21 protein-coding genes and 2 tRNA genes are annotated in these 24,236 nt (G+C 43.4%); 1 reads left to right on the top strand and 22 read right to left on the bottom strand.

The features are described 5' to 3' along the window. Window positions 1-4 precede the first annotated feature (4 nt). The 19 genes from M0R36_08405 to M0R36_08315 all read right to left on the bottom strand — a co-directional run bounded on the left by M0R36_08405 (window position 5) and on the right by M0R36_08315 (window position 22,754). On the bottom strand, window positions 5-1,207 hold the full coding sequence (locus tag M0R36_08405) for a sugar ABC transporter substrate-binding protein (protein ID MCK9555815.1): 1,203 nt from the start codon (window positions 1,205-1,207) through the stop codon (window positions 5-7). Between the two features lie 118 nt (window positions 1,208-1,325). Beyond that, complete coding sequence (locus tag M0R36_08400) at window positions 1,326-2,246, bottom strand: glycoside hydrolase family 130 protein (GenBank protein ID MCK9555814.1); 921 nt, start codon at window positions 2,244-2,246, stop codon at window positions 1,326-1,328. Window positions 2,247-2,541: 295 nt separating this feature from the next. Beyond that, on the bottom strand, window positions 2,542-3,477 hold the full coding sequence (locus M0R36_08395; protein MCK9555813.1) for a glycoside hydrolase family 130 protein: 936 nt from the start codon (window positions 3,475-3,477) through the stop codon (window positions 2,542-2,544). Beyond that, window positions 3,474-4,757 carry a sugar ABC transporter substrate-binding protein gene (locus tag M0R36_08390; GenBank protein MCK9555812.1) on the bottom strand — a complete coding sequence of 428 codons (1,284 nt, stop codon included), beginning with the start codon at window positions 4,755-4,757 and terminating at the stop codon, window positions 3,474-3,476. The genes M0R36_08395 and M0R36_08390 overlap by 4 nt, the downstream gene beginning before the upstream one ends. Window positions 4,758-4,792: 35 nt before the next feature. Continuing rightward, window positions 4,793-5,860: a hypothetical protein gene (locus M0R36_08385; GenBank protein ID MCK9555811.1), complete on the bottom strand. Its 1,068-nt coding sequence runs from the start codon at window positions 5,858-5,860 to the stop codon at window positions 4,793-4,795. A 13-nt stretch (window positions 5,861-5,873) separates the two neighbouring features. Beyond that, a complete protein-coding gene (locus M0R36_08380; GenBank protein ID MCK9555810.1) occupies window positions 5,874-6,467 on the bottom strand; it encodes a glycan-binding surface protein in 594 nt (197 codons plus the stop codon). A 13-nt stretch (window positions 6,468-6,480) separates the two neighbouring features. Continuing rightward, a complete protein-coding gene (locus tag M0R36_08375; protein MCK9555809.1) occupies window positions 6,481-8,046 on the bottom strand; it encodes a discoidin domain-containing protein in 1,566 nt (521 codons plus the stop codon). Beyond that, complete coding sequence (locus tag M0R36_08370) at window positions 8,031-8,864, bottom strand: type II secretion system GspH family protein (protein MCK9555808.1); 834 nt, start codon at window positions 8,862-8,864, stop codon at window positions 8,031-8,033. The genes M0R36_08375 and M0R36_08370 overlap by 16 nt, the downstream gene beginning before the upstream one ends. 18 nt (window positions 8,865-8,882) lie before the next feature. Beyond that, entirely contained in the window at window positions 8,883-9,941 is a 1,059-nt protein-coding gene (locus M0R36_08365) for a substrate-binding domain-containing protein (GenBank protein MCK9555807.1), read from the bottom strand. Window positions 9,942-10,100: 159 nt separating this feature from the next. After that, window positions 10,101-10,949 (bottom strand): hypothetical protein, encoded by an 849-nt coding sequence (locus M0R36_08360; GenBank protein ID MCK9555806.1) that lies wholly within the window; start codon window positions 10,947-10,949, stop codon window positions 10,101-10,103. Between the two features lie 95 nt (window positions 10,950-11,044). Beyond that, window positions 11,045-12,322: an adenylosuccinate synthase gene (locus M0R36_08355; protein MCK9555805.1), complete on the bottom strand. Its 1,278-nt coding sequence runs from the start codon at window positions 12,320-12,322 to the stop codon at window positions 11,045-11,047. 202 nt (window positions 12,323-12,524) lie between these two features. Continuing rightward, window positions 12,525-14,102 (bottom strand): phosphoglycerate dehydrogenase, encoded by a 1,578-nt coding sequence (gene serA, locus M0R36_08350; GenBank protein ID MCK9555804.1) that lies wholly within the window; start codon window positions 14,100-14,102, stop codon window positions 12,525-12,527. A gap of 1 nt (window position 14,103) precedes the next feature. After that, window positions 14,104-15,249: an alanine--glyoxylate aminotransferase family protein gene (locus M0R36_08345; GenBank protein ID MCK9555803.1), complete on the bottom strand. Its 1,146-nt coding sequence runs from the start codon at window positions 15,247-15,249 to the stop codon at window positions 14,104-14,106. A gap of 28 nt (window positions 15,250-15,277) precedes the next feature. After that, window positions 15,278-17,644: an endopeptidase La gene (gene lon / locus M0R36_08340; GenBank protein ID MCK9555802.1), complete on the bottom strand. Its 2,367-nt coding sequence runs from the start codon at window positions 17,642-17,644 to the stop codon at window positions 15,278-15,280. A 5-nt stretch (window positions 17,645-17,649) separates the two neighbouring features. Then, window positions 17,650-18,909, bottom strand: coding sequence for an ATP-dependent Clp protease ATP-binding subunit ClpX (gene clpX, locus M0R36_08335; protein ID MCK9555801.1), 1,260 nt, complete (start codon window positions 18,907-18,909; stop codon window positions 17,650-17,652). A gap of 4 nt (window positions 18,910-18,913) precedes the next feature. Continuing rightward, on the bottom strand, window positions 18,914-19,525 hold the full coding sequence (locus M0R36_08330) for an ATP-dependent Clp protease proteolytic subunit (GenBank protein ID MCK9555800.1): 612 nt from the start codon (window positions 19,523-19,525) through the stop codon (window positions 18,914-18,916). A 9-nt stretch (window positions 19,526-19,534) separates the two neighbouring features. Further along, window positions 19,535-20,836 carry a trigger factor gene (gene tig / locus M0R36_08325; GenBank protein MCK9555799.1) on the bottom strand — a complete coding sequence of 434 codons (1,302 nt, stop codon included), beginning with the start codon at window positions 20,834-20,836 and terminating at the stop codon, window positions 19,535-19,537. 202 nt (window positions 20,837-21,038) lie between these two features. Next, a tRNA-Gly gene (locus M0R36_08320) sits at window positions 21,039-21,114 on the bottom strand. Window positions 21,115-21,488: 374 nt separating this feature from the next. After that, window positions 21,489-22,754, bottom strand: coding sequence for a glycosyltransferase family 4 protein (locus M0R36_08315; GenBank protein MCK9555798.1), 1,266 nt, complete (start codon window positions 22,752-22,754; stop codon window positions 21,489-21,491). A 116-nt stretch (window positions 22,755-22,870) separates the two neighbouring features. On the opposite strand from M0R36_08315, the gene M0R36_08310 reads away from it, so the two are divergent. Beyond that, window positions 22,871-22,955 (top strand) — tRNA-Leu (locus M0R36_08310). 179 nt (window positions 22,956-23,134) lie between these two features. On the opposite strand, the gene M0R36_08305 is transcribed toward M0R36_08310, so the two are convergent. From M0R36_08305 to M0R36_08295, 3 genes are read right to left on the bottom strand one after another with little or no spacing between them, the layout of a single operon-like run. Beyond that, window positions 23,135-23,380 carry a hypothetical protein gene (locus M0R36_08305; GenBank protein MCK9555797.1) on the bottom strand — a complete coding sequence of 82 codons (246 nt, stop codon included), beginning with the start codon at window positions 23,378-23,380 and terminating at the stop codon, window positions 23,135-23,137. Between the two features lie 17 nt (window positions 23,381-23,397). Beyond that, window positions 23,398-23,787, bottom strand: a complete 390-nt coding sequence (locus tag M0R36_08300) for a hypothetical protein (GenBank protein MCK9555796.1) — start codon at window positions 23,785-23,787, stop codon at window positions 23,398-23,400. Further along, the gene (locus M0R36_08295) at window positions 23,780-24,193 is read right to left on the bottom strand and encodes a peptide chain release factor-like protein (GenBank protein ID MCK9555795.1); all 414 of its coding nucleotides are present in this window, start codon (window positions 24,191-24,193) and stop codon (window positions 23,780-23,782) included. The genes M0R36_08300 and M0R36_08295 overlap by 8 nt, the downstream gene beginning before the upstream one ends. Window positions 24,194-24,236 lie beyond the last annotated feature (43 nt).

The raw sequence follows: 24,236 nt of genomic DNA, 5'->3' as shown, positions 1-24,236 counted from the left end.
AAGCTTACTGGCTGAGAATCTCCTGCATTTCTTTGCCGTATTTTTCGCATAACAGTCTGATATCAGCGTTGTTATCCATTACAACAATCTCATGAAGACGGTAAAATGCATCCTGTAATTCCGCCAGATGCTCCGTCCGCGGAAAACATTTCCCGAAAGGAATAGATTTTATGAATGCGCTCTCGCTGTATGACTCGGAAGAAAAATACTGTTCCGATTCAGCTATCTTTTTTAACGCCGGAGTGGAAAACCCCATCTTGACTATCAGTTTCTGTCCGTGCTCCCCTGCCAGGAATTCAATAAGCTTCCATGCGGCATCTTTGTTCTTCGATGTTTTGCTTATGGAAAAGCATGAACCTTCGCCTAAAGTAGCCCTTTGCTTTCCCTTCGGCAGAACGACAACATCCCACTTGAAGTTCGCATAGTTCTTATAATAAGGCACCATCCAGTGCCCGTCGACTACCATCGCGACCCTGCCCTGCACAAAGAAAAGGCTTGTATTCAGCACTTCCAGCTCCGTAAGGCCGGGGACAATGCCGTATTTAAACCTCATATCGGATATGAATTTCAACGCCTGGACAAAATTATCCGAAGTCACAGTTATTCTTCCGGGATTCAAATAATCATCCGTCAAATAAGCATCATTCTGCCATATCCATAAAAAAGAAGAAAACGGATGTCCGTACACATATCCGTAAACTTCCTTGAGGCCGTTATTGTCGAGATCCAGGGTCAGCTTTTCAGCTTTCTCCAGAAAATCATCCCATGTCCAGTCATCTTTCGGATAATCAACCCCATAAGCGTCGAAAATATCCTTGTTATAAAACATACAGTACACGGCGATATCATTCGGCAGTCCGTAAACCTTATTCCCGAATTTATACAGGTTAAAGGATTCTTCATAAAAATCCGAAGCTTTTATGTTTTTCGACCTGCGGATGTAAGGGGAAAGGTCCTCGAGTGAATCCTGCAGGACATAAGCCTGTATCCTGTACGACTCCATAAATATGACATCGGGGGGCGTGCCGCCGGCTATCATGGTGCGCAATTTAGACCAGTAATAGCGGTCTTCAACATTTTGCAGCTCTACTCCGATTCCGGGGTTTTTACGCTTAAAAACATCTACAACTGTTTTCCATATGCTTAACTGTTCGGGAGTGGCCCTCAGCAAAAAAACTATTTTTTTTATCCCGGGCTCTTTTTTCACCCCGGAACACGAACTTAAAAAGGCGCATATAATAAAACAAAGACCGCACAGAAAAAACCTTTTTAAAATCCGCGTCATAGCGTCTTCTAACACCCTGTTTCCCCCGTTAAATTGAAATCTAAAAACTGTGGGTTTTTATAAACCCGGCGATTTCGTCGATATCGGCTTCGGCCACAGAAATACAGGTGTCGGCGCAGCCATAATATAATCTCAAAGTCTTACCTATTACAACCGCTGAACTTGGAAAGACCACATTGGGCACATCCCCGACCCTTTCATAAATCTCGGTGGGGGCTAACAGGTAATCCCTGGTCCTGTACAGGACTTTCCATGGTTTTTCCTTATCAAGGATAGCGCCTCCGGCATAATACAGATAACCGTTGCAGCTGGTCCAGACCCCGTGATAGATAAGCAACCACCCATCTTCCATCTCAATAGGAGCCGGGCCCGGGCCGACTTTAGTCGATTGCCATCCCCGCAGCGGGCCGAAGACAAACCTGTGGGTGCCCCAGTGGACAAGATCGGGACTCGCGGAATAAAAAATATCACCGAACGGCGTATGCCCCCTGTCACTGGGACGGTGCAGCACCGCATACTTACCGTTGATTTTTCTCGGGAAAATCACACAGTTCCTGTTTGCCGGCGGGAACGGATTGTCCATCCTCTCGAAGTTTTCAAAGTCTCTGGTTTTTGCCAGCCCTATGCAAGGCCCCTGGGAAGAATCCACACACCACGTTATATAATAGATACCGTCAAGCATGGTAATCCTCGGGTCATAATTTCTTTTGCTTTCAGGAATATCGGGGTTGGAGCACTTCATTTTGATTTCTTCATCCTCAATTTTCCACTGAATGCCGTCTTTGCTCCTTCCCGCATGCAGCGTAAACCTGAAATCCTGTTCATCAACCCTGAATACCCCGGCATATCCGTCATTAAACGGCACCACGGCGCTGTTATGAATACTGTTGGCCCTTTTAACCGCCGCGGCGGTGATAATAGGGTTATTTTTGTATCTTTTGAAAACACTTTCATTAGCCATAAGATGTTCCTCCAGATTGTACTTAAATACTAAACTTCTTTATTTAACCACAGATAACACAGATTTACACAGATTAAAAAAACAAGAAAACTAAAATTATTAAATTTTTATTTTGCATCTATTAATCTTTATCTGTGTGTTCTGTGGTTACTATCGCTTTTTTTAGCATCTGAGTCACCCCTGCCCTCCTATGTTTTCTGGCGGGTGTGGTTCCAATGCTTTTTTATCTTTTTATTTTTTTACTACTAAACTACTGAACCACTCAACTACTTATTTGCTCAACTGTTTAACTAGTTTACAACGGCGGCCGTTTGCCTTTTTTGCAGATTTCTATAAGGTCGGCCATTTTTGCCGTCGCGACATTCATACACTGGTCAGCGCCGCCGTAATAAATTTTAAGGGTCCCGTCAGGTTCGGGTATCTGTCCGCATGTGAATACGACATTATGGACATAGCCTACCCGTTCATGAACAGCATCGGGGCTTAAAATAAATTGATCCGCTATCCCTATAACCTTTTCCGGGTTTTCAAGGTCAAGCAAAGCGCATCCCAAACGGTATATCTGTCCGTCCATAGTGCACGTAGTAGCATGATAAATGCACAACCACCCGTCTTTTGTTTCAATCGGAGGACCGCCGGGGCCGACTTTGTTGTTCTCCCAGATATTTATCGAACTGGGCATCATAAGAGCCTTTGAATCTCCCCAATAAATTAAATCCGGAGAGTAGGATATCCACGTCCCGACTTTGCCGCCGTAATTAGGCCTTGTAAAACGCGCATACCTGCCGCCGATTTTTTTCGGGAATAAAACGGTATTACGGTAATCAATATCGGTTATTATCCCGACCCTTTCGAACTTCTCAAAATCCTCCGTCCTGGCCAAGCCCGTCCTGAAACCGATGTTAGAATAACAACTGTAAGTAATGTAATATGTATCGCCGATCTTCGTTATCCTCGGGTCTTCTATCCCCCTGTCTTCATATAAAGCATAGGGCCCCGATTCGGCTTTTTTCATAACGGGTTCCTTTCTCACTTTGAAATCGAACCCGTCTTTGCTTTCCGCGACACCAAAACAGGATATCGTATTCAACTGGAGTATCCTTAACAGAAGGATATACTTGTCTTTATATCTGGCAGCCCCGGAATTATAAACAGCCTCAGCAGGAAAAGGGATATCTTCTTTTGTCAGAATAGGATTCCCCTCATATTTTTTACACACGAATTTCATCATCGCTGTCCCTCTCTTTCGTTTTTGAGAACTTCCTGCATCTCTTTTGAATATTTTTCGCATAAAGCCCTTATATCCGCTTTTTCGTCTATTACAACCTGTTCATGCAGCCTGTAGAATATATTCTCAAGCTCCGACAAGCCCTGTATCCTGGGCTGGTACATTCCGAAAGGTATTGATTTAATAAACGCTTCCTTGTTTTTCGGCGGAGGATTCAAAAATACATCCGTCTTCGTTATCTCCTTAAGGGCCGGCGTCGAAAACCCTTCTTTCACGATTATCTGCTGCCCTTTCGGCCCCGCCAGGAATTCTATCAATCTCCATGCCGCATCTGGGTTCTTAGACCCTTTGCATATGGAAAAACACGACCCTTCCCCCAGGGTGGCCCTCTGTTTCCCTCTTGGAAGCATTGCCACATCCCAGTCAAACTTAACATTATTCTTGAAATAAGGGACCATCCAGTGCCCGTCAACGCACATAGCAACTTTTCCGTTGGTAAAGAACTGGCCTGTATTAAAAGCCTGTACGGCCGCCTCGCTCGGGACAACCCTGTATTTAAAACGCAGGTCCGCCAGGAATTCCAAAGCCTCGATAAAATTATCGGATGTAATCGTTATTTTCTCGGGATTATAAGGATTGTCGGTCAAATACGCGTCGTTCTGCCATATCCAGAGGAAAGGATACCCGTAAATGAACCCGTATATATCGGTCGCGCCGTCTCCGTTCGTATCTACGGTAAGCTTCTGCGATATATCCAGAAAATCATCCCATGTCCAGTCATCTTTCGGATAATCAACTTCATATGTATCAAAAATTTCCCTGTTATAGAACATGCAGAAAACGGCGATGTCGTTAGGTATGCCGTATACCTTATCCCCGTATTTGTACAGGTCGTAAGCTTTTTCAAAAAAATCGCCCTGCCTGATATTCGAAGAATTCTCGAGATATCCCGACAGGTCAACCAGAGAACCCTTCAGGGCATACGCGGGCAGCCTGTATGATTCCAGGAACACGACATCCGGAGGCGTTCCCCCGGCTATCATAGTCTGTAATTTCGACCAATAACTGTTATAATCCAGATTGTTGATTTTAACATCTACGTCCGGATTTTCCGCCATAAAAGCATTAACCGCTTTTCTCCATACTTCAAGCTGTTCGGGCGTCGCTCTCGTTAAAAACAATACCCTGCTTTTCTGTCCGTCTTCCTGTAACCGGGCGCAGGATGATACTCCGAAAACCAGAAGCACGGCGGCAAAAACATTTAAAAATCTTTTATGTCTCATAAAAATCTCCTTAAATAAGCGACACCCTGTAAAACTTATTGCAGCGTTCTTATTATATCCTTTGAATACCACTCTTTAACAGTTTCTTCTGCGGGTTTTTTGTGAATCACAAAAGACCTGTCTCTTTCCCCGCCTTTCGATAAGTTAACATACCAGTACCACCAGTAAATACCATGGAACCATTCTTTATCCTTAAATGTATCTATTAACGCTTTGTAGCAGTCATTCTGCAGTTTTAAATTAACAGGGGTTTTTAAAACCCATTCAAAAGGCAGTCTGGCCGCGCCATCAGCGCTGTGGTACCCTATCTCAGTGAATATTACAGGCTTTTTGATATAATCAGCCCACTCTTCTATCTCGTTGAGATGAGGTTTCCAGCCTTCCAGAATTTCTTCATAACCGGGGATATTTTTTTCAGTCAGGGGAAAATAAGGGTCTAATCCGGCATAATCAAGTTCATTCCAGAATTCGATATTAACATACTCTTCATACCAGTTGGCCGCATATGTTATTTTACCCGAGTATGCTTCTCTCACACTTTTAATTACTTTGCTTTTCCATAGATCGCCTTTATCAACCGTCGTGCCGGAAAGCTCAACGCCGATACATAAAATCTCGATTCCATACTTTTGCGCTGTTTCCGCATATCCCGTTATCATATCGGTGTAATTATCGAACCACTCTTCCCAGTCCTTGTCATTGTAAAATGCGATATCCACTCTTGAACCGCTTTGATGGTTCAAGATGTCGATGTGCGGTTTCAGCATTATTTTAAATCCCTTTTGATGCGCAATTTTTATAAACTCGGCAAGGTCTTCGTCAGGCAAAGTTTTTCTCGTCCTTTTTATCTCTACGGAATCCGGCGTATCCTGATACCACGTGGGCGAAATGGATATCCATTCCGCATTTAACCGCTTCAGGTAATCCAGGGATTCCATGGCTCTCTCCGAAATATAGTTGCTCTCCCAGCTGACAAAGCACATCCCTTTCTGGAAAGCTTCCTCTTTCGGGAAATTAATCAGGAAAAGCAGAATAATGATTATTACGACAAGCACACCAACCCGCACAAAAACCTTTTTTTTCTTATCGGCACGACGTTTCATATCAAACTACTCCTTACTTATACGCTCTGATATTATCAATATAAATAGGCCCTTTATAAACAGGCTTCATATTAGATTCCACCCTGACATCAATTTTTCTTATATCGGCGCTGAATTCCTCGTCAACCGTCGTTCTTTTCCAGTCTTTGCTTCCCGGCGCTATGTTTGCCGTAACGGTAGTCCATTCTCCGGGATTAATGTTAAACGACCTCGACTGTTCCACCCATTTCCATTCCTCGCCCTGTGTAAGTATCAGTTTGCCTTTTAGTCCTTCGGGGGCTTCTTTCGGGACATAAATATCAACCGCTATGTTTTCATAATCCGACAGGTCGTAATACTCCGCGACTTCAACAATCGCCGCAGACCACATTTTTCCAGGAAAATCAGCCTCAATCTTAAGGGACCCTTTCCCTTTTGAAGATACCTCTTTGGAAGCGCATATTTCGCTTGCCACATGGTCATCCTTTTCATAAGCCCAGTCCGGAATCTCCCAGCCGTCCTCATCCATCTCAAAATCAGCGATTATTTCCTCATCCGCCGATCTGGCAATACTCGGAAATCCACAGAAAACCGCCAGAATCAAACCCACAAATAACATTTTCTTCATATACTCCTCCTTGTTATCGCCCATTTTCCGTATTTAAACGTTTCAATATTTCTTCTGTAACTTTTCCATCTATAGTAAAGTCCAAAGGCCTGGAAACTTTAACAGGAAAATAATTCCACCAGTAGAAACCTTTAAACCATTGTTCCTTAAGCATGGCGTTCAGCATAGACTTAAAACACATAGCCTGTTCTTCCTGGTCTTCTTTTTCAGATGACGTGTACCACGGGGTCTTGTTTGTGCCGTCGGCGCTCTGGTATCCCACCTCGGTAAAGATAAGGGGAACGCTTATGTTATTTTCATCCCTGTATTCTTTGATTTCGGTTTTCACAGTTTCCCATGCGTTATCCAAATCTTCCTGTGAGGGGTCATTTTTATCCGTCAGCGGAAAATACGCGTCTATACCCATAAAGTCCAATTTATCCCAGAAAAGGACGCCTTTATATTCCGACCAGTTGGCCGCATATGTGACCTTACCCTTAAATATTTTTCTCACTTCTTTTATCAGATTATTCCAATGTTCATCATATTCCTCATATGTAGTGGCTTCCAGTTCCGTTCCGATACAGAAGCATTCCACATCGTACTCCCGGGCAAGCGCCGCAAAATGAAGAATAAACCTGGAATAACTTTCAAACCATCTGTCGCCCGGTATTATATCGCCTCTGAACGTGCCGTTAACACAATCAACATGAGGTTTAAGCATTACCCTCATGCCGTTTTTATGAATTTGATTGATAGCATGAACTACAGCCTCATCCCTGGCGCTGTTTCCCCCGACATACAGGGGTCTTATATCGGTTGAATCCTGCTCATCCTGATACCACGTTATTACCAGGGATATATCCGTAACCCCCATGCTCCCCAGATATTCGATAATTTTATCGGAATCAGCGCCAAGCAACTCGACATTATGATAGGAAGTATAGGCAACACCTTTTTGAAAATCAGCCGCAGTCAATGCCCGCGGGGAAGAGACCGGTTGTTCTTTTTCAAGGTGCTCGCTCATATGAATCGCTTTTTCAAATTCAGGATATATCGCGGCGAGAGGTTTTTCCCCCGGATTGCTTTCCGGGTCGCCGTATATTTCCACTTCCCATATGGAAACACCCCAGTTTTCATTTATTTTTTCAAGAGACTCTATTTTTACAAATCTTGATTTGCGCGGTTCAAACCCGATTTTTTCGCGCCCGCCCGAACTTCCTTCTTTCTGTCCCGCCTCTTCCCAGTCACTCCCGTCCCGTGAAAGATATATTTTGTATTTCGAGGCGAACGCCCTTTCCCAGTTGATAACCACGGAATTAATGTATTTATCCCCTCCGAGGTCGACAACCACCCATGAATTATCCTCTTCGGCGTCGGATGCCCACCGTGTGGAAAGATTTGCGTCAATTAACGCCCCTGCATCCGCTTCGGGAGCCCAGCCGGGCGTCCGGTCAAATGACGACACCTCTGCATCAGACGGCACAAGATATACACCATCCGAAAAACAACAAACCGGACATATAAAAAAGATTATAAGCGCGGAAATAAAATATTTATAAATTCTGTTCACATCATACCTTTTTAATTTGTTGTCCATCCTCCGGCGCTGTCCGTATACCACCACAGCGTTCCCGGAACGGACGCTCCGTCAACGACTCTGATAAAATCCACATGCCCGTCGAGAAAAAGGCAATTTATTCCGTTTTTATGGCATAACATTCCTGAGCTGGCATTATCCGGAAGGTCCCACATGATAGCCGCTTCTTCGGGATGTTTCAAAGAAGCTATTTTAGCCGGAAAATTAATTTTTGGCTCATTGGGATTCTGGTCGGCCGAACCGCTTCTGGTTCTCCACGTGTTATAACGGTAAGTAATGTCATGTGTATACCCCCAGCTGTCAGGCATATCGAATTTACCGAGATTCATACCAGGAGCATGCGGATAACCATACCTCGCGCCTTCGGGGCATACCCACACACTGGAATCAGCCCCGTTCCTTCCGGTACTTATGTAGCCGGCCAAAACATACTGTATATCATCATTATTATCGCAAAACTGGTTCCCTCTCCACGGGACATAGTCAAGGCAGGGGGGAAGGACTTCATTAAATTCAAGAGTGTACATGTATAATGCGTTTCCGATTTGCCTGAGATTGTTTACACACACAGCCATTCTGCCTCTGTGCCTTGCTTCATTCAATGCGGGCAATAAAAACCCGGCTAAAATAGATATTATCGCAATAACCACCAGCAATTCAATAAGGGTAAACCCCGTTAGAGATTTTTTTCTTATCCCGTCCTTTGAAACGGCATCTGTTTTACAAAGGCTTCTGTCTTTGCCGCTGCCGGAGGGAGTTTCTCCCGCCTGCAGGCAGTTCTCTGACAGGATAAATCCGCCAGCGCCAAAAAAGTTCATGTTTTCCCCGACCTTTCATTAAACTTCTTTACAGCTTTTTCTCTCTATAAGACGCACGCCAAGCTCGCAACTTTCTATGTCTCTATCGTCATTAATAAGGTTCTTGAGTATATCTACCGAAATCTTTCCCATTTTCTCTTTATCAACAGCCAGCGTCGTCAATGCGGGATCCGTTTCCGATGAAGGCTCTATATCATCAAAACCTATGACACTGATATCATGCGGAACCGCAAAATTTTCGTCTTTTAAAGCCTTTATTACATTTAAAGCTATCGCATCGTTCGCGGCAAATATCGCCGTGGGCTTTTCCTTCAATTTTGTGACTATAAGGGCTTCATTGTATCCGCAATTAACATCGCCTATGATTTCGAAATCTTTCTGCCTTTTTACGCCGGCCTGCTTCAAAGCATTTTTATAGCCGACATACCTGTCGCTGAAACTGTTCCTTTCAAGCGGCCCCCCGATAAAAGCTATCTTCCTGTGGCCGAGTTTCAAAAGATAATCAACAGCGGACTTTGCTCCTTCGATATTTTCTGTTTTAACGTACTTCAGCGCAATATCATCATAATAATTGTCGATTATTACGCATTTTAACTTCAAATTATCTATTTTCCGGACAATATCCTTGCTTATCTCGCCGACAAGAAGTATTCCGTCAATCTGTTTCCTGTCTATTAAAGAAGGCATAATAAAATCCACTCCGCTTCTTTCATGCACAGATTGAAGAATCACGTCAAGCCCCACTTCTCTGGCTTCTTCTTCTATTGCATTATAAATCTTTGAGTAGAAGGGGTTTCCCATAATGGGATATGGATAACTGCTGACCAGACAACCTATCTGGTTGGTTTTAGGTATAGATGAAGGGGAAGCTGTAAATGTGCCGCGGCCCTGCTCCCTGTAAACAATTCCTTCCGCAACCAGCTCGGATAAAGCCTTTGCAACTGTAACACGGCTTACACCAAGCTGTTGTGATAATTCAGGTTCGCTCATTATTCTTGAATTCGGAGGATAGTCTTTTATCAGGTTCAATATAAAAGTCTTAACCTGATCACATTTTGTTTTAATGGATATTTTCATAAATTTTACCCTTTTATGTATGGTTGACTATCAAGTTAGTTTATATTTAACACATATATAAATGTTTGTCAATAGGCCTTCTTGCAGGACAAAAACATAAAAAAAGGGGCGAGCAAAAACACATGCTCACCCCTTTAAAATCCGAAACAAATCCGCTGGTTAGAACCTCAATGTCAAGCCTGCGGACAATGCGTAATCAGAAACAAATCTTCCTTCAACATTCAAAGAAAGAAAATCGTTTACTATCAGGTCAAGCCCTACATAAGGCATAACTTTGTACCTGCTGTCCGCATCCAAATCAACTCTTTCCCCTGTTGTCGCGGTAGCGTTGTACTTAATATCCGAATCGGCATACTTAAGCCCGACATAAGGAACGGCAACTATTTTCTCGCCCATCTGGAATTCTTTGCTGATTGCGCCGCCCGCATCCCAGTCTTTTATCTCAAGTTTGCCTTTTTTAGAAAGGTCGGGGGTAACATTGACCCCGTTAATCTTGAATTCATCAAGCTTGGGTTCCGTCTGGCGGTACTGCCCTGTTGCCAGTATTTTAATGCCCAAATCCGCCCATTCGTAAACTAAAACTTTTCCGCCCACTCCCCAAATAAAATCTGTTTTATATTTCAGTGTAAAATCATCGTTGGCAATTTTAGTTTTTCCGTCAATTTTAACTCCGTTGCACGCGCCAAGGATAACAAAACCCTCCACCCTGTCAAACGCGGCGTAAGAAATTTTCCCGTAATAATATTGCCCTTTGAATTTTGTGTCTCTGAGACTCATTCTTACGCTTGCATCACCGAGCCTATCTTCCAGGTGGCCATCCAATTCTCTTTCGAAGATGATGTCATTTTCGTAAGATAGTTTCAGAACCCCGATTTTATCAGGGCTCATACCCATAAGCCCCGGCCCGTGGGGTATTGTCGGGTCAGACGGGTTTCCGGCAGGACCGGCAAAAGTGTAAGACGCAAAAGCCACAGCCAGCACAACCGCAAAAAATAAAATCTTCCTCATTCTGCGCTCCTTTCACATTATTTTTTTCTGATTATTTACAAGATGAAATGATATTATCACAAGGCCGAAATTTTACAAGACCTTTTATGTCAAATTTATTCCATGTAAAACGTCTGCGATCTCTTCGGCCCGACCGAAACAATCCATGCCCTGCTGCCGACCAGTTCAGCCAGTTTTTTTACATACTTTTTCGCCTGTTCGGGCAAATCCCTGAACTCTCTGCAGCCGGATGTTTTTATTTTCCATCCCCTGAAGATTTCATAAACAGGTTTACATTCTTCAAGCACTTCCGGAATGGAAGGGAATTCAGTCAGCGTGTTACCTTTATATTTATATGCAGTGCATATTTTAATCTCATCAAGTTCGTCCAGCACATCAAGTTTAGTAAACGCTATTTTATCGATAGCATTAAGCGTCACGGCGTATTTTCCTATCACGGCATCAAACCATCCGCATCTTCTGGGCCGCCCCGTGGTGGCGCCGAATTCACCGCCTTTTTTACGTATGACTTCGCCCATCCGCTTGTCAAGTTCCGTGGGAAAAGGGCCTTCGCCGACTCTTGTAATGTACGCTTTCATTACACCGACAACACTTTTTATCTTTGAGGGCCCGATACCTGTTCCCGTACATGCTCCGCCGGCGGTGGCATTCGATGACGTCACATACGGATAAGTGCCGTGGTCGACATCGAGAAGCGTGCCCTGCGCGCCTTCGCAAAGAATTTTTTTGCCCTCAGATATTGCTTTGTTAATAATGATGTAGGCGGGCTTCAGCATATCCCTGAGTATATTCCCGTACTTTATGTATTCGCTAATAATCTCTGCGGCATCTATTTTGTTTTCCGAATATCTGGAGACAAGCACTTCGTTTACTTCTGCGACTCTCTCTTCCACTTTATCCTTAAGGATATCCGGATAAAGCAAATCAGCCGTCCTTATCCCTTTTCTTGCGTATTTATCCACATAACAAGGCCCTATTCCGCGGCCGGTTGTCCCGATTTTTTTCCTGCCTTTCGAGCCTTCTTCAAGTTTATCGAGCAGTTTGTGGTATGGAAAGATAACATGGGCGGTATCGCTGATAAAAAGCCTGTTTCTCACTTTAATATTATTTTTTTCCAGGTTTTTGATTTCATCAAGCAGAACCGCGGGATCAACGACAACACCGTTGCCTATTATACAAACAACATTATCCCGTAAAATCCCCGAAGGGATAAGATGCAATATATGTTTGTCATCGCCTATTTCAACTGTATGTCCCGCATTATTCCCGCCCTGATATCTCACTACAATATCAGCGTTCTCGGTAAGGACATCGATTATCTTGCCTTTTCCCTCATCGCCCCATTGTGTACCGACCAGAACAGTAACCGACATAAATCTTGCTCCCCTTTTACTATCCCTTTATATCTTCTTCAGTCTGAAGTGATAAATGCTAAGTTCAAAATCCTAAATACAAAGCACGAAATACGAAATAAATAACAAATTTCAAACACTTTAAATTCCAAACTATTTCGAATTTAGAAAATTATAATTTTAATATTGTTTCGAGTTTTGATATTCGAATTTCGGATTTTTGCTAAAATTTAACCAGTTTAACGTCTATGATATTCTTGTTTTTCTTAATTCCGCTGATGGCTTTTTCGGATACGGCGTTATCAACATTTATTACCGTCATCGCAGTCTTTCCTTTATTATGCCTGCCGACGCTCATACCGGCAATATTAACTTTATTTTCTCCCAAAACGGTCCCTAAAAACCCTATCATCCCCGGGATATCGCTGTTATGGACAATAAGAACATTCCCGAAGGGGACCATATCCATCCTGAAATCATTTATTTTAACAATGCGGGGATCCGCATTATGGGCAAAGAGCGAACCCGCCGCGGAAACCTTTGTCCCTTTTCCTTCTATGGATACATCAATTAAAGTCGCAAAATCCTCATGCCTCGTTGTTTTTGATTCGACGACCTTTATACCCCTTTCTTTTGCGATGCCGGGGGCATTTACCTCATTGACAGGTTCCTGCTGAACTTTTTCAAACAGACCTTTTAAAACAGAAGAGGTCACCGGCGCGGTATTCAAGTCAGCGACATCTCCCGAATAAGTTATCTTTATGTTTTCTATTCCGAAAGCGACAAGCGAAGAAAGCAGTTTGCCGATCTTTTCCCCGAGCAGAATATACGGTTTAAGCAGTTTGAAAACTTCGGGGTCTATCGAGGGCGCGTTTACGGCATTTACAATCTTGTTGTTTACAAAATATTCCACAATCTGCTCTGCGATGCCTAAAGCGACATTTTCCTGAGCTTCCGCCGTAGAAGCGCCAAGGTGAGGCGTCAACACCACGTTGTCCAGCTCAAAAAGTTTTTTATCCGTAGGCGGTTCCCCGCTGGCATAAACATCAATAGCCGCCCCGGCGACTTTCCCTTTCTTAAGCGCATCATAAAGGGCATCTTCATCTATTATGCCTCCCCGCGCGCAGTTAATAATCCTTACGCCTTCTTTCATTTTCGATATCGTGTCTTTATTTATCAAATTCCTTGTTTCATCATTTATGGGTGTGTGCACGGTAATTATATCCGATTCGGAGAAAATCGCATCAAGCGATGAAACTTCCACATCAAGTTTCGCCGCGTGCTGGTCCGACAGGAAAGGATCGTAAACCAAAACCCTCATCTCAAAAGATTTCGCTCTCTTAGCCACTTCAGTCCCGATTCTGCCTAACCCGATTATGCCAAGTGTTTTCCGTGAAAGTTCAATGCCTTTGAACTTTTTCCTGTCCCACCTGCCTTCGATCATGCTTTTATAGGCTTGCGGAATGTTTCTCGCCAGAGACAATATAAGCGCCATAGTATGTTCGGCTGTGGATAATGTATTGCCGCCGGGGGTATTCATAACTACAATACCCTTTTTTGTGGCTGCTTCCACATCAACATTATCTACGCCGACACCCGCCCTGCCTATGACCTTGAGCCCTTTTGAATTGTTGATAACCTCTTCGGTTACTTTAGAGCCGCTTCTTACAATCAGGGCGTCATAACCTTTTTTTATTTCTTCCTTCAACTGAGCGGGCTCTATTTCCGTTACTTCAAATTTATTTTTTTTGAGTAATTCCAATCCGTTTTTAGAAAGAGGGTCGCTTACAAGCACCTTCATCTTATTTAACTCCTCTCTTTATTAATTCGGCAACCGCGGCCTTAGTCGCGGCTCCGTGTTCAAACTTATATCCTAACTCCGAAAGCACCATTTCAACCGAGGATGCGGCCACCACAGTATCAAACTGATTAGCATAACCCATCTGCGCGACTCTGAATATCCTGCCTTTAAGATCTCCCTGCCCGCCCGCCATTGTAACACCGTATTCGTCCCTTATTTTCTTCACAAAAGCCGAACCGTCAACATCTTCGGGTATCCATACCGCCGTAACGGCATTCGCTGGGTTCCGGGAATATAATTTTAACCCTATTGCTTTTACGGCCTGTCTCATGGCGGCGGCGTTATCTTCATGGCGTTTCCAGACTTTCTCTATTGTTTCTTCTTTTATCATATCCAGCGATTTCTTAAGCCCTATTATCAGGGTTACCGCAGGAGTATAGGCAGTATCATTTTTATCAAGCGAAGCCTTTGCTTTTTTAAAGCTGAAATAAAAACTTGAGTTTTTCGCTTCATTTATCAGTTTCATTGCCTTTTCGCTGACCGAAGCAAACGCCAGGCCGGGAGGAAGCATCAATGCTTTCTGTGAACCTGAAATCGTTATGTCAACATTCCATTCATCCGTCATAAGCATATCGGCGCCAAGCCCGCTGATAGCATCAACAACAAGAACGGCGTCTGTCTTGTCAACGACTTCTCCTATTTTCTTTATATCCGCCAGGGTGCCGGTTGATGTTTCTACAAGCGTCACATATACGGCTTTGACGTCCGCATTGTTTTCCAGTTCTTTTTTCAGGATGGCGGGGTCAACTGTCTTTCCCCATTCGACATTTATATCTATGGACTGAACCCCAAACGCCTTACAGAGTTTACTCCACCTTTCGCCGAACTTACCGCCGACTACAGATATAGCCTTGTCGCCCGGAGAAAGCACGCTTGAAACAGCGCCTTCCATCGCGCCTGTACCCGAGGAAGCAAAGACAAGAACAGGGTTTTTTGTCTGAAAAACATACTTTAACCCTTCCTGCACTTCAGCAAAAATATTCTGAAACCTTTTCGTCCTGTGGTGGAATACGGGTTTAGCCATTTCCAGCAATGTTTCGGGCGGAACCTGAGAAGGCCCCGGGGCAAGTAAGAACTCTTTTTTCATAATACCTTGTTTCTCCCTTCCTGCTTTTTTATTTTTCTCTGCACGCGTATTTTAATACTTCTTCCATCTCTTCGACTACAAAAAATTTCAAATCCCGTTTGATTTTATTAGGGATATCTTTCAGATCTTTAGCGTTTTCCTTTGGCAGTATCACCTTTTTTACTTTAGCCCGGTGAGCGGCAAGCACTTTTTCTTTTATGCCTCCCACAGGCAGCACTTTGCCGCGCAAAGTTATTTCCCCTGTCATGGCCACATCATCCATAACAGGCGCCTGCGCGATAACGGAATAAAGAGCTGTCGCAATAGTAATACCGGCCGAAGGCCCGTCTTTGGGAATAGCGCCTTCCGGAACATGTATGTGAATGTCTCTGTTTTTATGAAAATCTTTGGGTAACGTAAGTTTTTTTAATTTTGTTCTGACGTAACTCAATGCGGCCCGCGCCGACTCCTGCATAACATCGCCTAACTGTCCAGTTAACATCAACTCGCCTTTACCCGGCATCAACACGGCTTCAATTTTGATTATATCCCCTCCGCTTTGCGTCCAGGCAAGCCCTGTCGCTACCCCTATCTCGCTCTTGTTTTCTTTTTTCTCATACATATATTTCACCGGCCCCAAAGCTTTCATGACCGTTTTTTTAGTAATGATTTTTCTCTTTTTTTGCTGATCTTCAAGGTATTCTTTTGCCATTTTTCTGCATATCGCGGCTATTGACCGCTCCAGCTCCCTTACGCCGGCTTCTCTCGTATAATGATTGATTATCGAGGCTATCGCTTCTTTTGAAAATACAATCTTAGATTTATCAAGACCATGTTCCTTTAACTGTTTTTTCACAAGAAAATCTTCGGCAATATGTTCTTTTTCCCACAGTGTATATCCCGGAAGTTCTATCACTTCCATCCTGTCTTTAAGGGTGGGATGTATCATATCCTGGATATTCGCGGTCGTAATAAACATAACCTGAGAAAGGTCAAAATCCACTTCGAGATAATGGTCATTAAAAGCATTGTTCTGTTCGGGGTCAAGCACCTCCAGTAAAGCAGATGAAGGGTCCCCGTGAAAATCCTTAGATAATTTATCTATCTCATCCAGCAGAAACAGGGGGTTTTTAGTCCCCGCTTTTTTCAAAGACTGGATTATCCTGCCCGGAAGAGCCCCTATATATGTTCTTCTGTGTCCGCGTATTTCAGCTTCGTCCCTGACGCCGCCAAGAGATATCCTGACGATTTTTTTACCCAGCGCGCGGGCAATAGATTTGGCTAAAGATGTTTTTCCGACGCCGGGAGGCCCGGCAAAACAGAGTATCTGGCCTTTATTCCCGCTGGTCAGCTTTTTGACCGCCAGATATTCCAATATCCTCTCTTTCGGTTTTTTAAGCCCGTAATGGTCTTCATCAAGTATTTTTTCGGCGTTTTCAAGGTTCAGATTATCTTTTGTGGCTTTTGACCACGGTAATTCCACCAGCCAGTCCAGGTAATTTCTTATAACCGTGGCTTCCGGAGAAACGGGCATCGTCTTTTCAAGTTTCGCCATTTCTTTCAATGCGACTTTTTTAACTTCCTTCGGCATCCCCGCAGTTTCAATCTTGTCTTTTATTTCCTTCAATTCCCCCGAATACTCGCCTTCTTTGCCAAGTTCCCTCTCAATGGCTTTCATCTGCTCGTGAAGGTAATAGTTCTTCTGGCTCTGTTCTATCTGACGCCTGACCTGCCCCGTTATCTTTTTCTCTATCTGAAGGATCTCTATTTCCGCGTTAATCAGCTCGCCTAACTTTTTAAGCCTCTCGACAGGGTCAAAAATCTCAAGTATATTTTCCTTGTCATTCAATTTTATCATTGTGTGGGACGCGATAAAATCAGCAAGCCTGTCAGGCTCTGATATTTCATAAACGGAACTTGATATCTCATTCGGTATTCGCGGATTCAACCCGACATATTTTTCGAACAGGCCCGATATGGATCTCATTAACGCTTCTATTTCCGCGGTTTTTTCAATTCCGGGCTTTATCTCCTGAACTTTAACCTCATAAATCTTATCTTCCGAAACGTATTTCAGGATAGAAACTCTTTTGAATCCTTCCACCAGGACTTTTGCGGAACCGTCGGGCAGTTTCAACATCTGCAATATTTTCGATACTGTTCCCACTTTATAAAGGTCTGCCGGCTTCGGGTCGTCCAGTTCGCTGTCTTTCTGAGTAGCCAGGACAACCATCTTATTAGCCAGCATGGCTGATTCTACAGCGGCGAGGGACCTGTCTCTGCCCACAAGCAGAGGCACAACCATATACGGGAAAATAACAAGGTCGCGCAACGGCAGCAGAGGAAACTTATTGCCGTATTCCTCCGTTAAATCCCTGTTTTTATCTTTTTCCCTGTTATCCTGAAGTTTTGCCATTTTAATTAAGCTATTTTTCTTCCCTTGATTAACCTGGGATCCTTATTTTGTTCTATTACATCCTTTGTCACTATCACCTGGGAAATGTTCTCCATTGAAGGTATCTCATACATGACATTCATCATCACTGTTTCAAGTATATTACGCAGGCCCCTTGCTCCCGTTTTTTTCGAAATTGCTTTTTTCGCGACAGCCATTACAGCCTGTTCATCAAACCTTAACTCTACATTCTCCATTTCAAGCAGTCTTTGATACTGTTTTATCAGGGCATTGCGGGGTTCTGTCAGAATACGGATAAGATCGCTCTCCGTCAGTCCGGCAAAATTCACCGCAACCGGGAGCCTGCCTACAAACTCGGGTATCAGACCATATTCCACAAGGTCCTCGGGTTCAAGAAAATCAAATATATTACTGTGTTTCTTTACCTGCGCGGCGTCGTTCCCCCGGTCAAACCCGATTACCTTTTTCCCCATTCTCCGGCCTATTATTTTTTCCAGGTTCCCAAAAGTTCCGCCGCAAATAAACAATATCTTTGTCGTATCAACCTGTATATATTCCTGATGAGGATGTTTTCTGCCTCCCTGCGGGGGCACATTCGCAACAGTGCCTTCAAGGATTTTAAGCAGGGCCTGCTGGACTCCCTCCCCTGAAACATCCCTTGTAATAGAAACATTTCCGGTTGTCCTGCCTATCTTATCTATCTCATCAATATATACAATTCCCAGTTCTGCGCGCTCTTTATTGAAATCCGAAGCCTGCAGCAATTTTAATATGATGTTTTCTACATCCTCTCCGACATAACCGGCCTCCGTCAACGATGTGGCATCTGCTATGGCAAAAGGGACATCAAGTATTTTTGCCAGTGTCCGCGCCATCAATGTTTTACCGCTGCCCGTCGGGCCTATCATCAGGATATTGCTTTTTTCCAGCTCTACATCACTTTCCTTATAATTACCCGTGACAATCCTTTTATAATGGTTATGGACCGCGACTGAAATTGTTCTCTTTGCCTGCTCCTGGCCTATAACGTACTCATCAAGTTTATTCTTTATGAATGCCGGTTTCGGAACCTCGAGCTTAGGTAAAGGAGCTCTCTTTTTCTGGTCATTCCTGCTCTCATCGCCATGCAGGATCTTATTGCAGACTTTTATGCACTCTTCGCAAATATTGGGACCGGACCCGGAAATTATTATCCGGACATTGCCGCTTGTCCTTCCGCAAAAGGAACATTTGTGGTAATTATTCAGGTTATCATTTTTTTTCATTGTTCTATTTTTTTCCCTGTGTTTTCATTTTTCTCATGGGAAAGACAACTTCATCCACAACACCGTATTTTTTTGCTTCTTCGGCCGAAAGGAAAAAATCCCTGTCCGTATCTGCCTCAATCTTTTTCTTTGTCTGTTTCGTATGCCTGACAAGGATATCGTTTATAAGACCCTTCAACCTGTCTATTTCCTTCGCCCTGATGTTAATATCGGAAGCGGAACCCTCCGCCCCTCCCCACGGTTGATGCAGCATTATCCTGGCATTCGGCAAAGCAAATCTTTTCCCGTCCGCGCCCGCGGCCAGCAGAACCGCGGCGGCGCTCGCCGCCTGTCCCACACAATAGGTGGTCACATCACACTTCAAAAATTGCATGGTGTCATATATCGCCAAACCTGCCGTAGCCGAACCGCCGGGGGAATTAATATATAAATTAATATCTTTTTCCGGGCTTTCGGTCTGCAGAAAAAGCATCTGCGCGATGACAAGGTTCGCGATGTTATCATCTATCGGTGTCCCCAGAAATATTATCCTGTCCTTAAGAAGCCTTGAGAAGATATCATAAGCTCTCTCTGTCCTTCCTGTCTGTTCAACAACTATGGGAACGAGCGAAGACATATAAACCTCCTATTTTTTGCTTTCCTCAATCTCTTTTATTTTAGCTTTCTTAAGAATAAAGTCTATAACCTTTTCTTCTTCTATTTTATTCCTCAGGTGTTCCTTCATTTCTTCGGAAGAATAATACTTTCTTATCTCTTCTTCTTTCTGGGGGTTGTCTTTTGACATTTCTTTTATCATATCGTTTATATCTTCATTTTTAGCTTCAAGATCAAAATCTTTCACGATTTTATGGAAAATATACGCAATTTTCATGTTTTTTTCCGTATCTTTCGCCGAAGCTTCTTCTATCTTGGATTTCTCCTTGTTTATATCCTCTTCCTTCAACCCCCTGTATTTCAGCATATTGATTGAATTATCGAGATTCTTTCCCCTCATTTTCTGGAATATCGTCTGGGGAAGGATTATATCAGTGTTTTTTATAAGATAATCCATTATCTGGGATTTGACATCATCTTCCCGCTCTTTCTTTTTAAAAGATTCTATATCTTCCCTCACGGCTTCCCTGAACTTCCGGACACTTTCAAAAGCTCCCATTTTCTTAATAAAATTGTCGTCCAGAGACGGGATGTTTTTGGATTTTATGGAGACCAGGTTTACTTTTATGCCGGCCTGCGCTCCCGCAAATTCTTTCTTAAAATAATCTTCGGGAAGCTTGATTTCTATCTCTTTTTCCTCTCCGGGCTTCATTCCACTGACATTTTCATACATGCCGGGCAGAAGGCTTTTTTCGTCAAGGGTCAACCATATGTTATCTCTTTTATCTATAACCTTTGAACCCGCGCTGACCGCATAATTTATTACAATAATATCTTTTTCCCCGGCTCCCCTGTCCGCAATATCCGAAAATGTCGCGTTTTTTTCAAGAATCTCATTTATGGCGCGGTCAACATCTGTTTCGGTAACGCTGTAGTTCTTCCTGTTTATTTTCAACCCGGCAAGTTCCGGGAGCTTGAATTCAGGCATAACATCAAATTCGGCGGTAAAGGCCAATTCTTTTCCTCTGTCGTAACTGACGTTCGAAATGACAGGTTCGCTTATGGGTTTTGCATTCAGCTTATCCAGCGATTCAGAATAAGCATCGGCGATCATTCTTCTCATTGTTTCATCTTTTATAGCCGGGCCGTAAACTTTATCAATTATGTTTTCCGGCACTTTTCCCGGCCTGAAACCGGCGACTTTTGCGGTTTTTGAAATTTCCTTTTTCATTTCCTCATATTTAACAGCCATTTTCTCCGCAGGCACTTTTACATGGGCCACTCTGCGGCAGCCTTCATTCTTATCAAGTTTCACCTGAACGCCATTTTCCATCGAATTCCCCTTTTTATAAATAGTAGAAGTATTTTGAGAAAATATATCGTAACCCAGCTGACTTATTTTGTCAAATCTAATCAGAGATTTACCGGCGCTTGTTTTGTGAAAGCCGTTTAAAAAACATCAGAAACAGGCGCATTTTTCAAAAAACCGGGCCTTTTCTGAAAAAAAGCCCCGAATTCTTCGGGGCTGAAATATCTGGAGCGAGCGACCGGGTTCGAACCGGCGACATCCACGTTGGCAACGTGGTGCTCTACCAACTGAGCTACGCTCGCGTAAATAAGCCGTTATTTAAACGTTTTTTATTCCGTTTGTCAACAGGAAAAAGGCAGTTAGGCTAAGGTTAAGGTTAAGGTTAAGGTTAAGGTTAAGGTTAAGGAAAACTTAAAAAATAAAAATTTCAAAATCTTTTCTCAGCCTCAACCTTAACCTTATCCTTAATTCGCTTCAATTACTGAAACTTGACGCTGAGATTTCGCAAAAGAACCATTATAAATTTGTCACACTCTATCCCCTGAATCAAAAATGAGGAGTTTTGCGGAATGTCAAGGAAAGCGAAGAATTGCGCGGAGGCGTAATCATTGTACGCCGCACAAGCAATTACTGAAGTTTGACGCTGAGATTACGCAAAAGACCCATTTTTGAAAACTTAGAAGGCAAAGCTGACTATAATCGCATCCAGCTTCTTTTCCAGGACATTATATGAATAATAAGTATTGCCGAGGCGGTAATTGTGTTCCGTCATCGAAGCAGCCAGCTCAGGGTTATCCAGGATTTCTTTTGTTTTTCTTACGGTAGCGTCGGAAACAAAATCGTCTATTTCTATGGTCTTAAACCCTTTCGGTTTAATGTCAATGGCGTAAATCGAATACTGGTTTACGACGATAGGTTTTTTAAAGTATATAGATTCCAGAAACGCGTTCCCGAAACCTTCAAACGTCGAAGGATATGTAACAAGGTCAACATGGGGATAAACATCTTCTATCCTGTATATTTTTCTGCCGTCTTCGGTGACACCGCGTTTGTCGGATATTATTTTTGAAACGAATTTTGTCCTCACGTTCAGCATTTTTGAATACTGAGACACCCTTTTTTCATATGTAAGCCCTTCGTCGCCGGACGCGTGAGATATTACAAGTTTCGCCTTCCTGTCCAGCTTGTTGACAAGCTCGATAGCGTGCTCAATGCCTTTGCGCTGGATAACCCTTGTCGGCTGAAGGATAAGGGTTTCCCCGTCCTGCACCCCGAGAGCTTTTCTCACCTCATCGCGGTCCGATTCTATTTTCGGCGGATTCGCAAAGTCCATCACGTTCGGGATTACAACGCTTGAAACGCCTGTCCTGAAACTTATCTGGTTGTCTGCCGATGAATTTATCGTGACGTGCTTTATTGAAGGCAGATGCGGCGGAAACGCCATATTGAGATAATCCCAAACACAGTTCACCAAAAACCTTTTTCTTTCCCAGAAAAAATCATGGTGATGGGCTATTGCCGGCATACCGGTTTCTGATATGAATTCGGTGATTGCCAATCCCAGCGGGATATTAACGGGTATCGCGAGCGCGTTTTCGAGAATCAGGATATCGATATCGTATTTTTTGACAAATTTATAGATTTTGGCCTTTAAGTGGTCCTTCAATTTGAGGATTTTATCCGTAACGGAAGGCTTCCTTTTCATTTTTCCGAAACATTCGGAGGTCAGTTTTTGAATATCGGGATGCATAAAGTGGGCTTCTTCGACAAGCATGCTTCTCTCTTCGGGCCTGTCCAGTTCGCCCGCGAAATAAAAACAGTTGAAGCATTTTTTCTCCAGCACTTCCGCCCATTTCTCGGTTTCGAGGGAAACGCCGTCAGTTCCCGCAAACCTGGTAGAAATAAAACCTATATTCTTCCAAACATTACATAAAGGTTCCATAATCCTCTCCGTCCTTTAATCTATTTATACCAGAATATGGGGACAAATGAAAAAAATATTTTTTTGAGCCTTGTTTTTATTATATCCTGCAATATATAATATTCCGATTCTTCAAAGCGGGCGTGGTGGAACTGGCAGACACGCTAGACTTAGGATCTAGTGGGGAAACCCTTGGGGGTTCAACTCCCTCCGCCCGCACCAGTCCCGCCAAAGGCGGGACAGAGCAATTGAACAATAGATAATAGAACCTAGAAAAAACTCAATTGCGGTCTATTGTTCAGGTTTTAGAGGCTTCGGCGCATAGGCAAATTCGCAGGATGATTTAAAACCCAGCACGTCCATCGTCCCAGCAAAGCGAACGTCTTGCGTCCCCCGTAATTTCATTTCCCCGCAATAACAAGCGCGAAATAGGGCGCGACATTGAAGATGAATATGCATATCTTGTAGAAAGCCATTCCGGAATAATGGATTGCATCAAACTTTTCCGGAGTCAGCTTAAACCACCTGCTGTGCATCTTATATATCCAGTTATGTCCAAAAATAAAGAACAATGACCACCACAGAAGAAACGCGATGTTTATTAAAGAACACCACCCTAAAACTGCGCGCAATGTATCAACTGTCATCTGACCCCTCCTTTTATTTATAAAGTTTTACCCAATTCAACAACTATTTTGTTTCCCTGCCTCGCTTCATCGCCGATATCTTCGGCCAACAGCTCGATAACTTCTTCCCCGTGTATATTTATGCTGGTTCTCAGGATATAGCCTTCTGCTTTTTTCCCGTTAATGCTTTCTATCGGGATAAACTGCCAGTATTCCTTATTCATGCGGGAAATATCATCGAGAAGATGATACGGGATTATCACCCCGTAATACGGTGTTTTATATTTTTTATCGATTTTTACATTTACCGTTCCGAAACGCAGCGGGGGGAATCTCAGCCCGTATTTTTCAAGGACGGAACGGCATTCTTTAAACCTGTCTGCGGCCGCCCCCCTTCCTTTAATCACTGTTCCTATAAGTTCATTCATTATCGACCTTTTGCCGGAGTTTTTTTATTTCCGAGCGCTTGCGTTTCCGCTCAAGCATTTTTTCTTTGGCCCGTTTCGACCTTTTGCGCTTCTGCCGGCGTATTTTTTCTATTCTTCTCCGTTCCTCCGACAATTCCCCGAGAATAGCTGTTTCTATCTTCTGAAGAAGAAGTTTCCGCGCAACATAGCGGTTCAATGCCTGGGAACGTTCTTTCTGGCACTTGACTTCTATGCCCGTGGGAAGGTGCTTTAAATATACGCAGGTGGATACTTTATTGACATTCTGCCCGCCCGCGCCGCCCGAGCGGATAAACTTCTCCGTTACATCCTCGTCTTTCACGCCAAGCTCGGACATTTTCTTATCAAGCGCTTTCTGCTTCTCTAAACTGACGCCAAAATCAGGCATAAATCAATCCCCTATCACCATATATATTTTATAACAGTTAATT

It is taken from the genome of bacterium (genome assembly GCA_023228325.1).
In the GTDB taxonomy this organism is placed as follows: domain Bacteria; phylum Auribacterota; class UBA6266; order UBA6266; family UBA6266; genus UBA6266.
The sequence above is the reverse complement of the archived record's forward strand: the minus strand, read 5'-3'. Positions and strand labels throughout refer to the sequence as shown.

Excerpts from the sequence above, each read along its gene's own strand:
- M0R36_08385 (MCK9555811.1), bottom strand. The coding sequence starts at position 5,860 with ATGAAACGTCGTGCCGATAAGAAAAAAAAGGTTTTTGTGCGGGTTGGT.
- M0R36_08295 (MCK9555795.1), bottom strand. The coding sequence starts at position 24,193 with ATGCCTGATTTTGGCGTCAGTTTAGAGAAGCAGAAAGCGCTTGATAAG.
- serA (MCK9555804.1), bottom strand. The coding sequence starts at position 14,102 with ATGAAGGTGCTTGTAAGCGACCCTCTTTCTAAAAACGGATTGGAATTA.
- M0R36_08400 (MCK9555814.1), bottom strand. The coding sequence starts at position 2,246 with ATGGCTAATGAAAGTGTTTTCAAAAGATACAAAAATAACCCTATTATC.
- M0R36_08395 (MCK9555813.1), bottom strand. The coding sequence starts at position 3,477 with ATGATGAAATTCGTGTGTAAAAAATATGAGGGGAATCCTATTCTGACA.
- clpX (MCK9555801.1), bottom strand. The coding sequence starts at position 18,909 with ATGAAAAAAAATGATAACCTGAATAATTACCACAAATGTTCCTTTTGC.
- M0R36_08380 (MCK9555810.1), bottom strand. The coding sequence starts at position 6,467 with ATGAAGAAAATGTTATTTGTGGGTTTGATTCTGGCGGTTTTCTGTGGA.
- M0R36_08390 (MCK9555812.1), bottom strand. The coding sequence starts at position 4,757 with ATGAGACATAAAAGATTTTTAAATGTTTTTGCCGCCGTGCTTCTGGTT.
- M0R36_08330 (MCK9555800.1), bottom strand. The coding sequence starts at position 19,525 with ATGTCTTCGCTCGTTCCCATAGTTGTTGAACAGACAGGAAGGACAGAG.
- M0R36_08355 (MCK9555805.1), bottom strand. The coding sequence starts at position 12,322 with ATGTCGGTTACTGTTCTGGTCGGTACACAATGGGGCGATGAGGGAAAA.
- M0R36_08315 (MCK9555798.1), bottom strand. The coding sequence starts at position 22,754 with ATGGAACCTTTATGTAATGTTTGGAAGAATATAGGTTTTATTTCTACC.
- M0R36_08365 (MCK9555807.1), bottom strand. The coding sequence starts at position 9,941 with ATGAAAATATCCATTAAAACAAAATGTGATCAGGTTAAGACTTTTATA.
- M0R36_08300 (MCK9555796.1), bottom strand. The coding sequence starts at position 23,787 with ATGAATGAACTTATAGGAACAGTGATTAAAGGAAGGGGGGCGGCCGCA.
- M0R36_08370 (MCK9555808.1), bottom strand. The coding sequence starts at position 8,864 with ATGAACTTTTTTGGCGCTGGCGGATTTATCCTGTCAGAGAACTGCCTG.
- M0R36_08360 (MCK9555806.1), bottom strand. The coding sequence starts at position 10,949 with ATGAGGAAGATTTTATTTTTTGCGGTTGTGCTGGCTGTGGCTTTTGCG.
- M0R36_08345 (MCK9555803.1), bottom strand. The coding sequence starts at position 15,249 with ATGAAAAAAGAGTTCTTACTTGCCCCGGGGCCTTCTCAGGTTCCGCCC.
- tig (MCK9555799.1), bottom strand. The coding sequence starts at position 20,836 with ATGGAAAATGGCGTTCAGGTGAAACTTGATAAGAATGAAGGCTGCCGC.
- M0R36_08375 (MCK9555809.1), bottom strand. The coding sequence starts at position 8,046 with ATGGACAACAAATTAAAAAGGTATGATGTGAACAGAATTTATAAATAT.
- lon (MCK9555802.1), bottom strand. The coding sequence starts at position 17,644 with ATGGCAAAACTTCAGGATAACAGGGAAAAAGATAAAAACAGGGATTTA.
- M0R36_08305 (MCK9555797.1), bottom strand. The coding sequence starts at position 23,380 with ATGACAGTTGATACATTGCGCGCAGTTTTAGGGTGGTGTTCTTTAATA.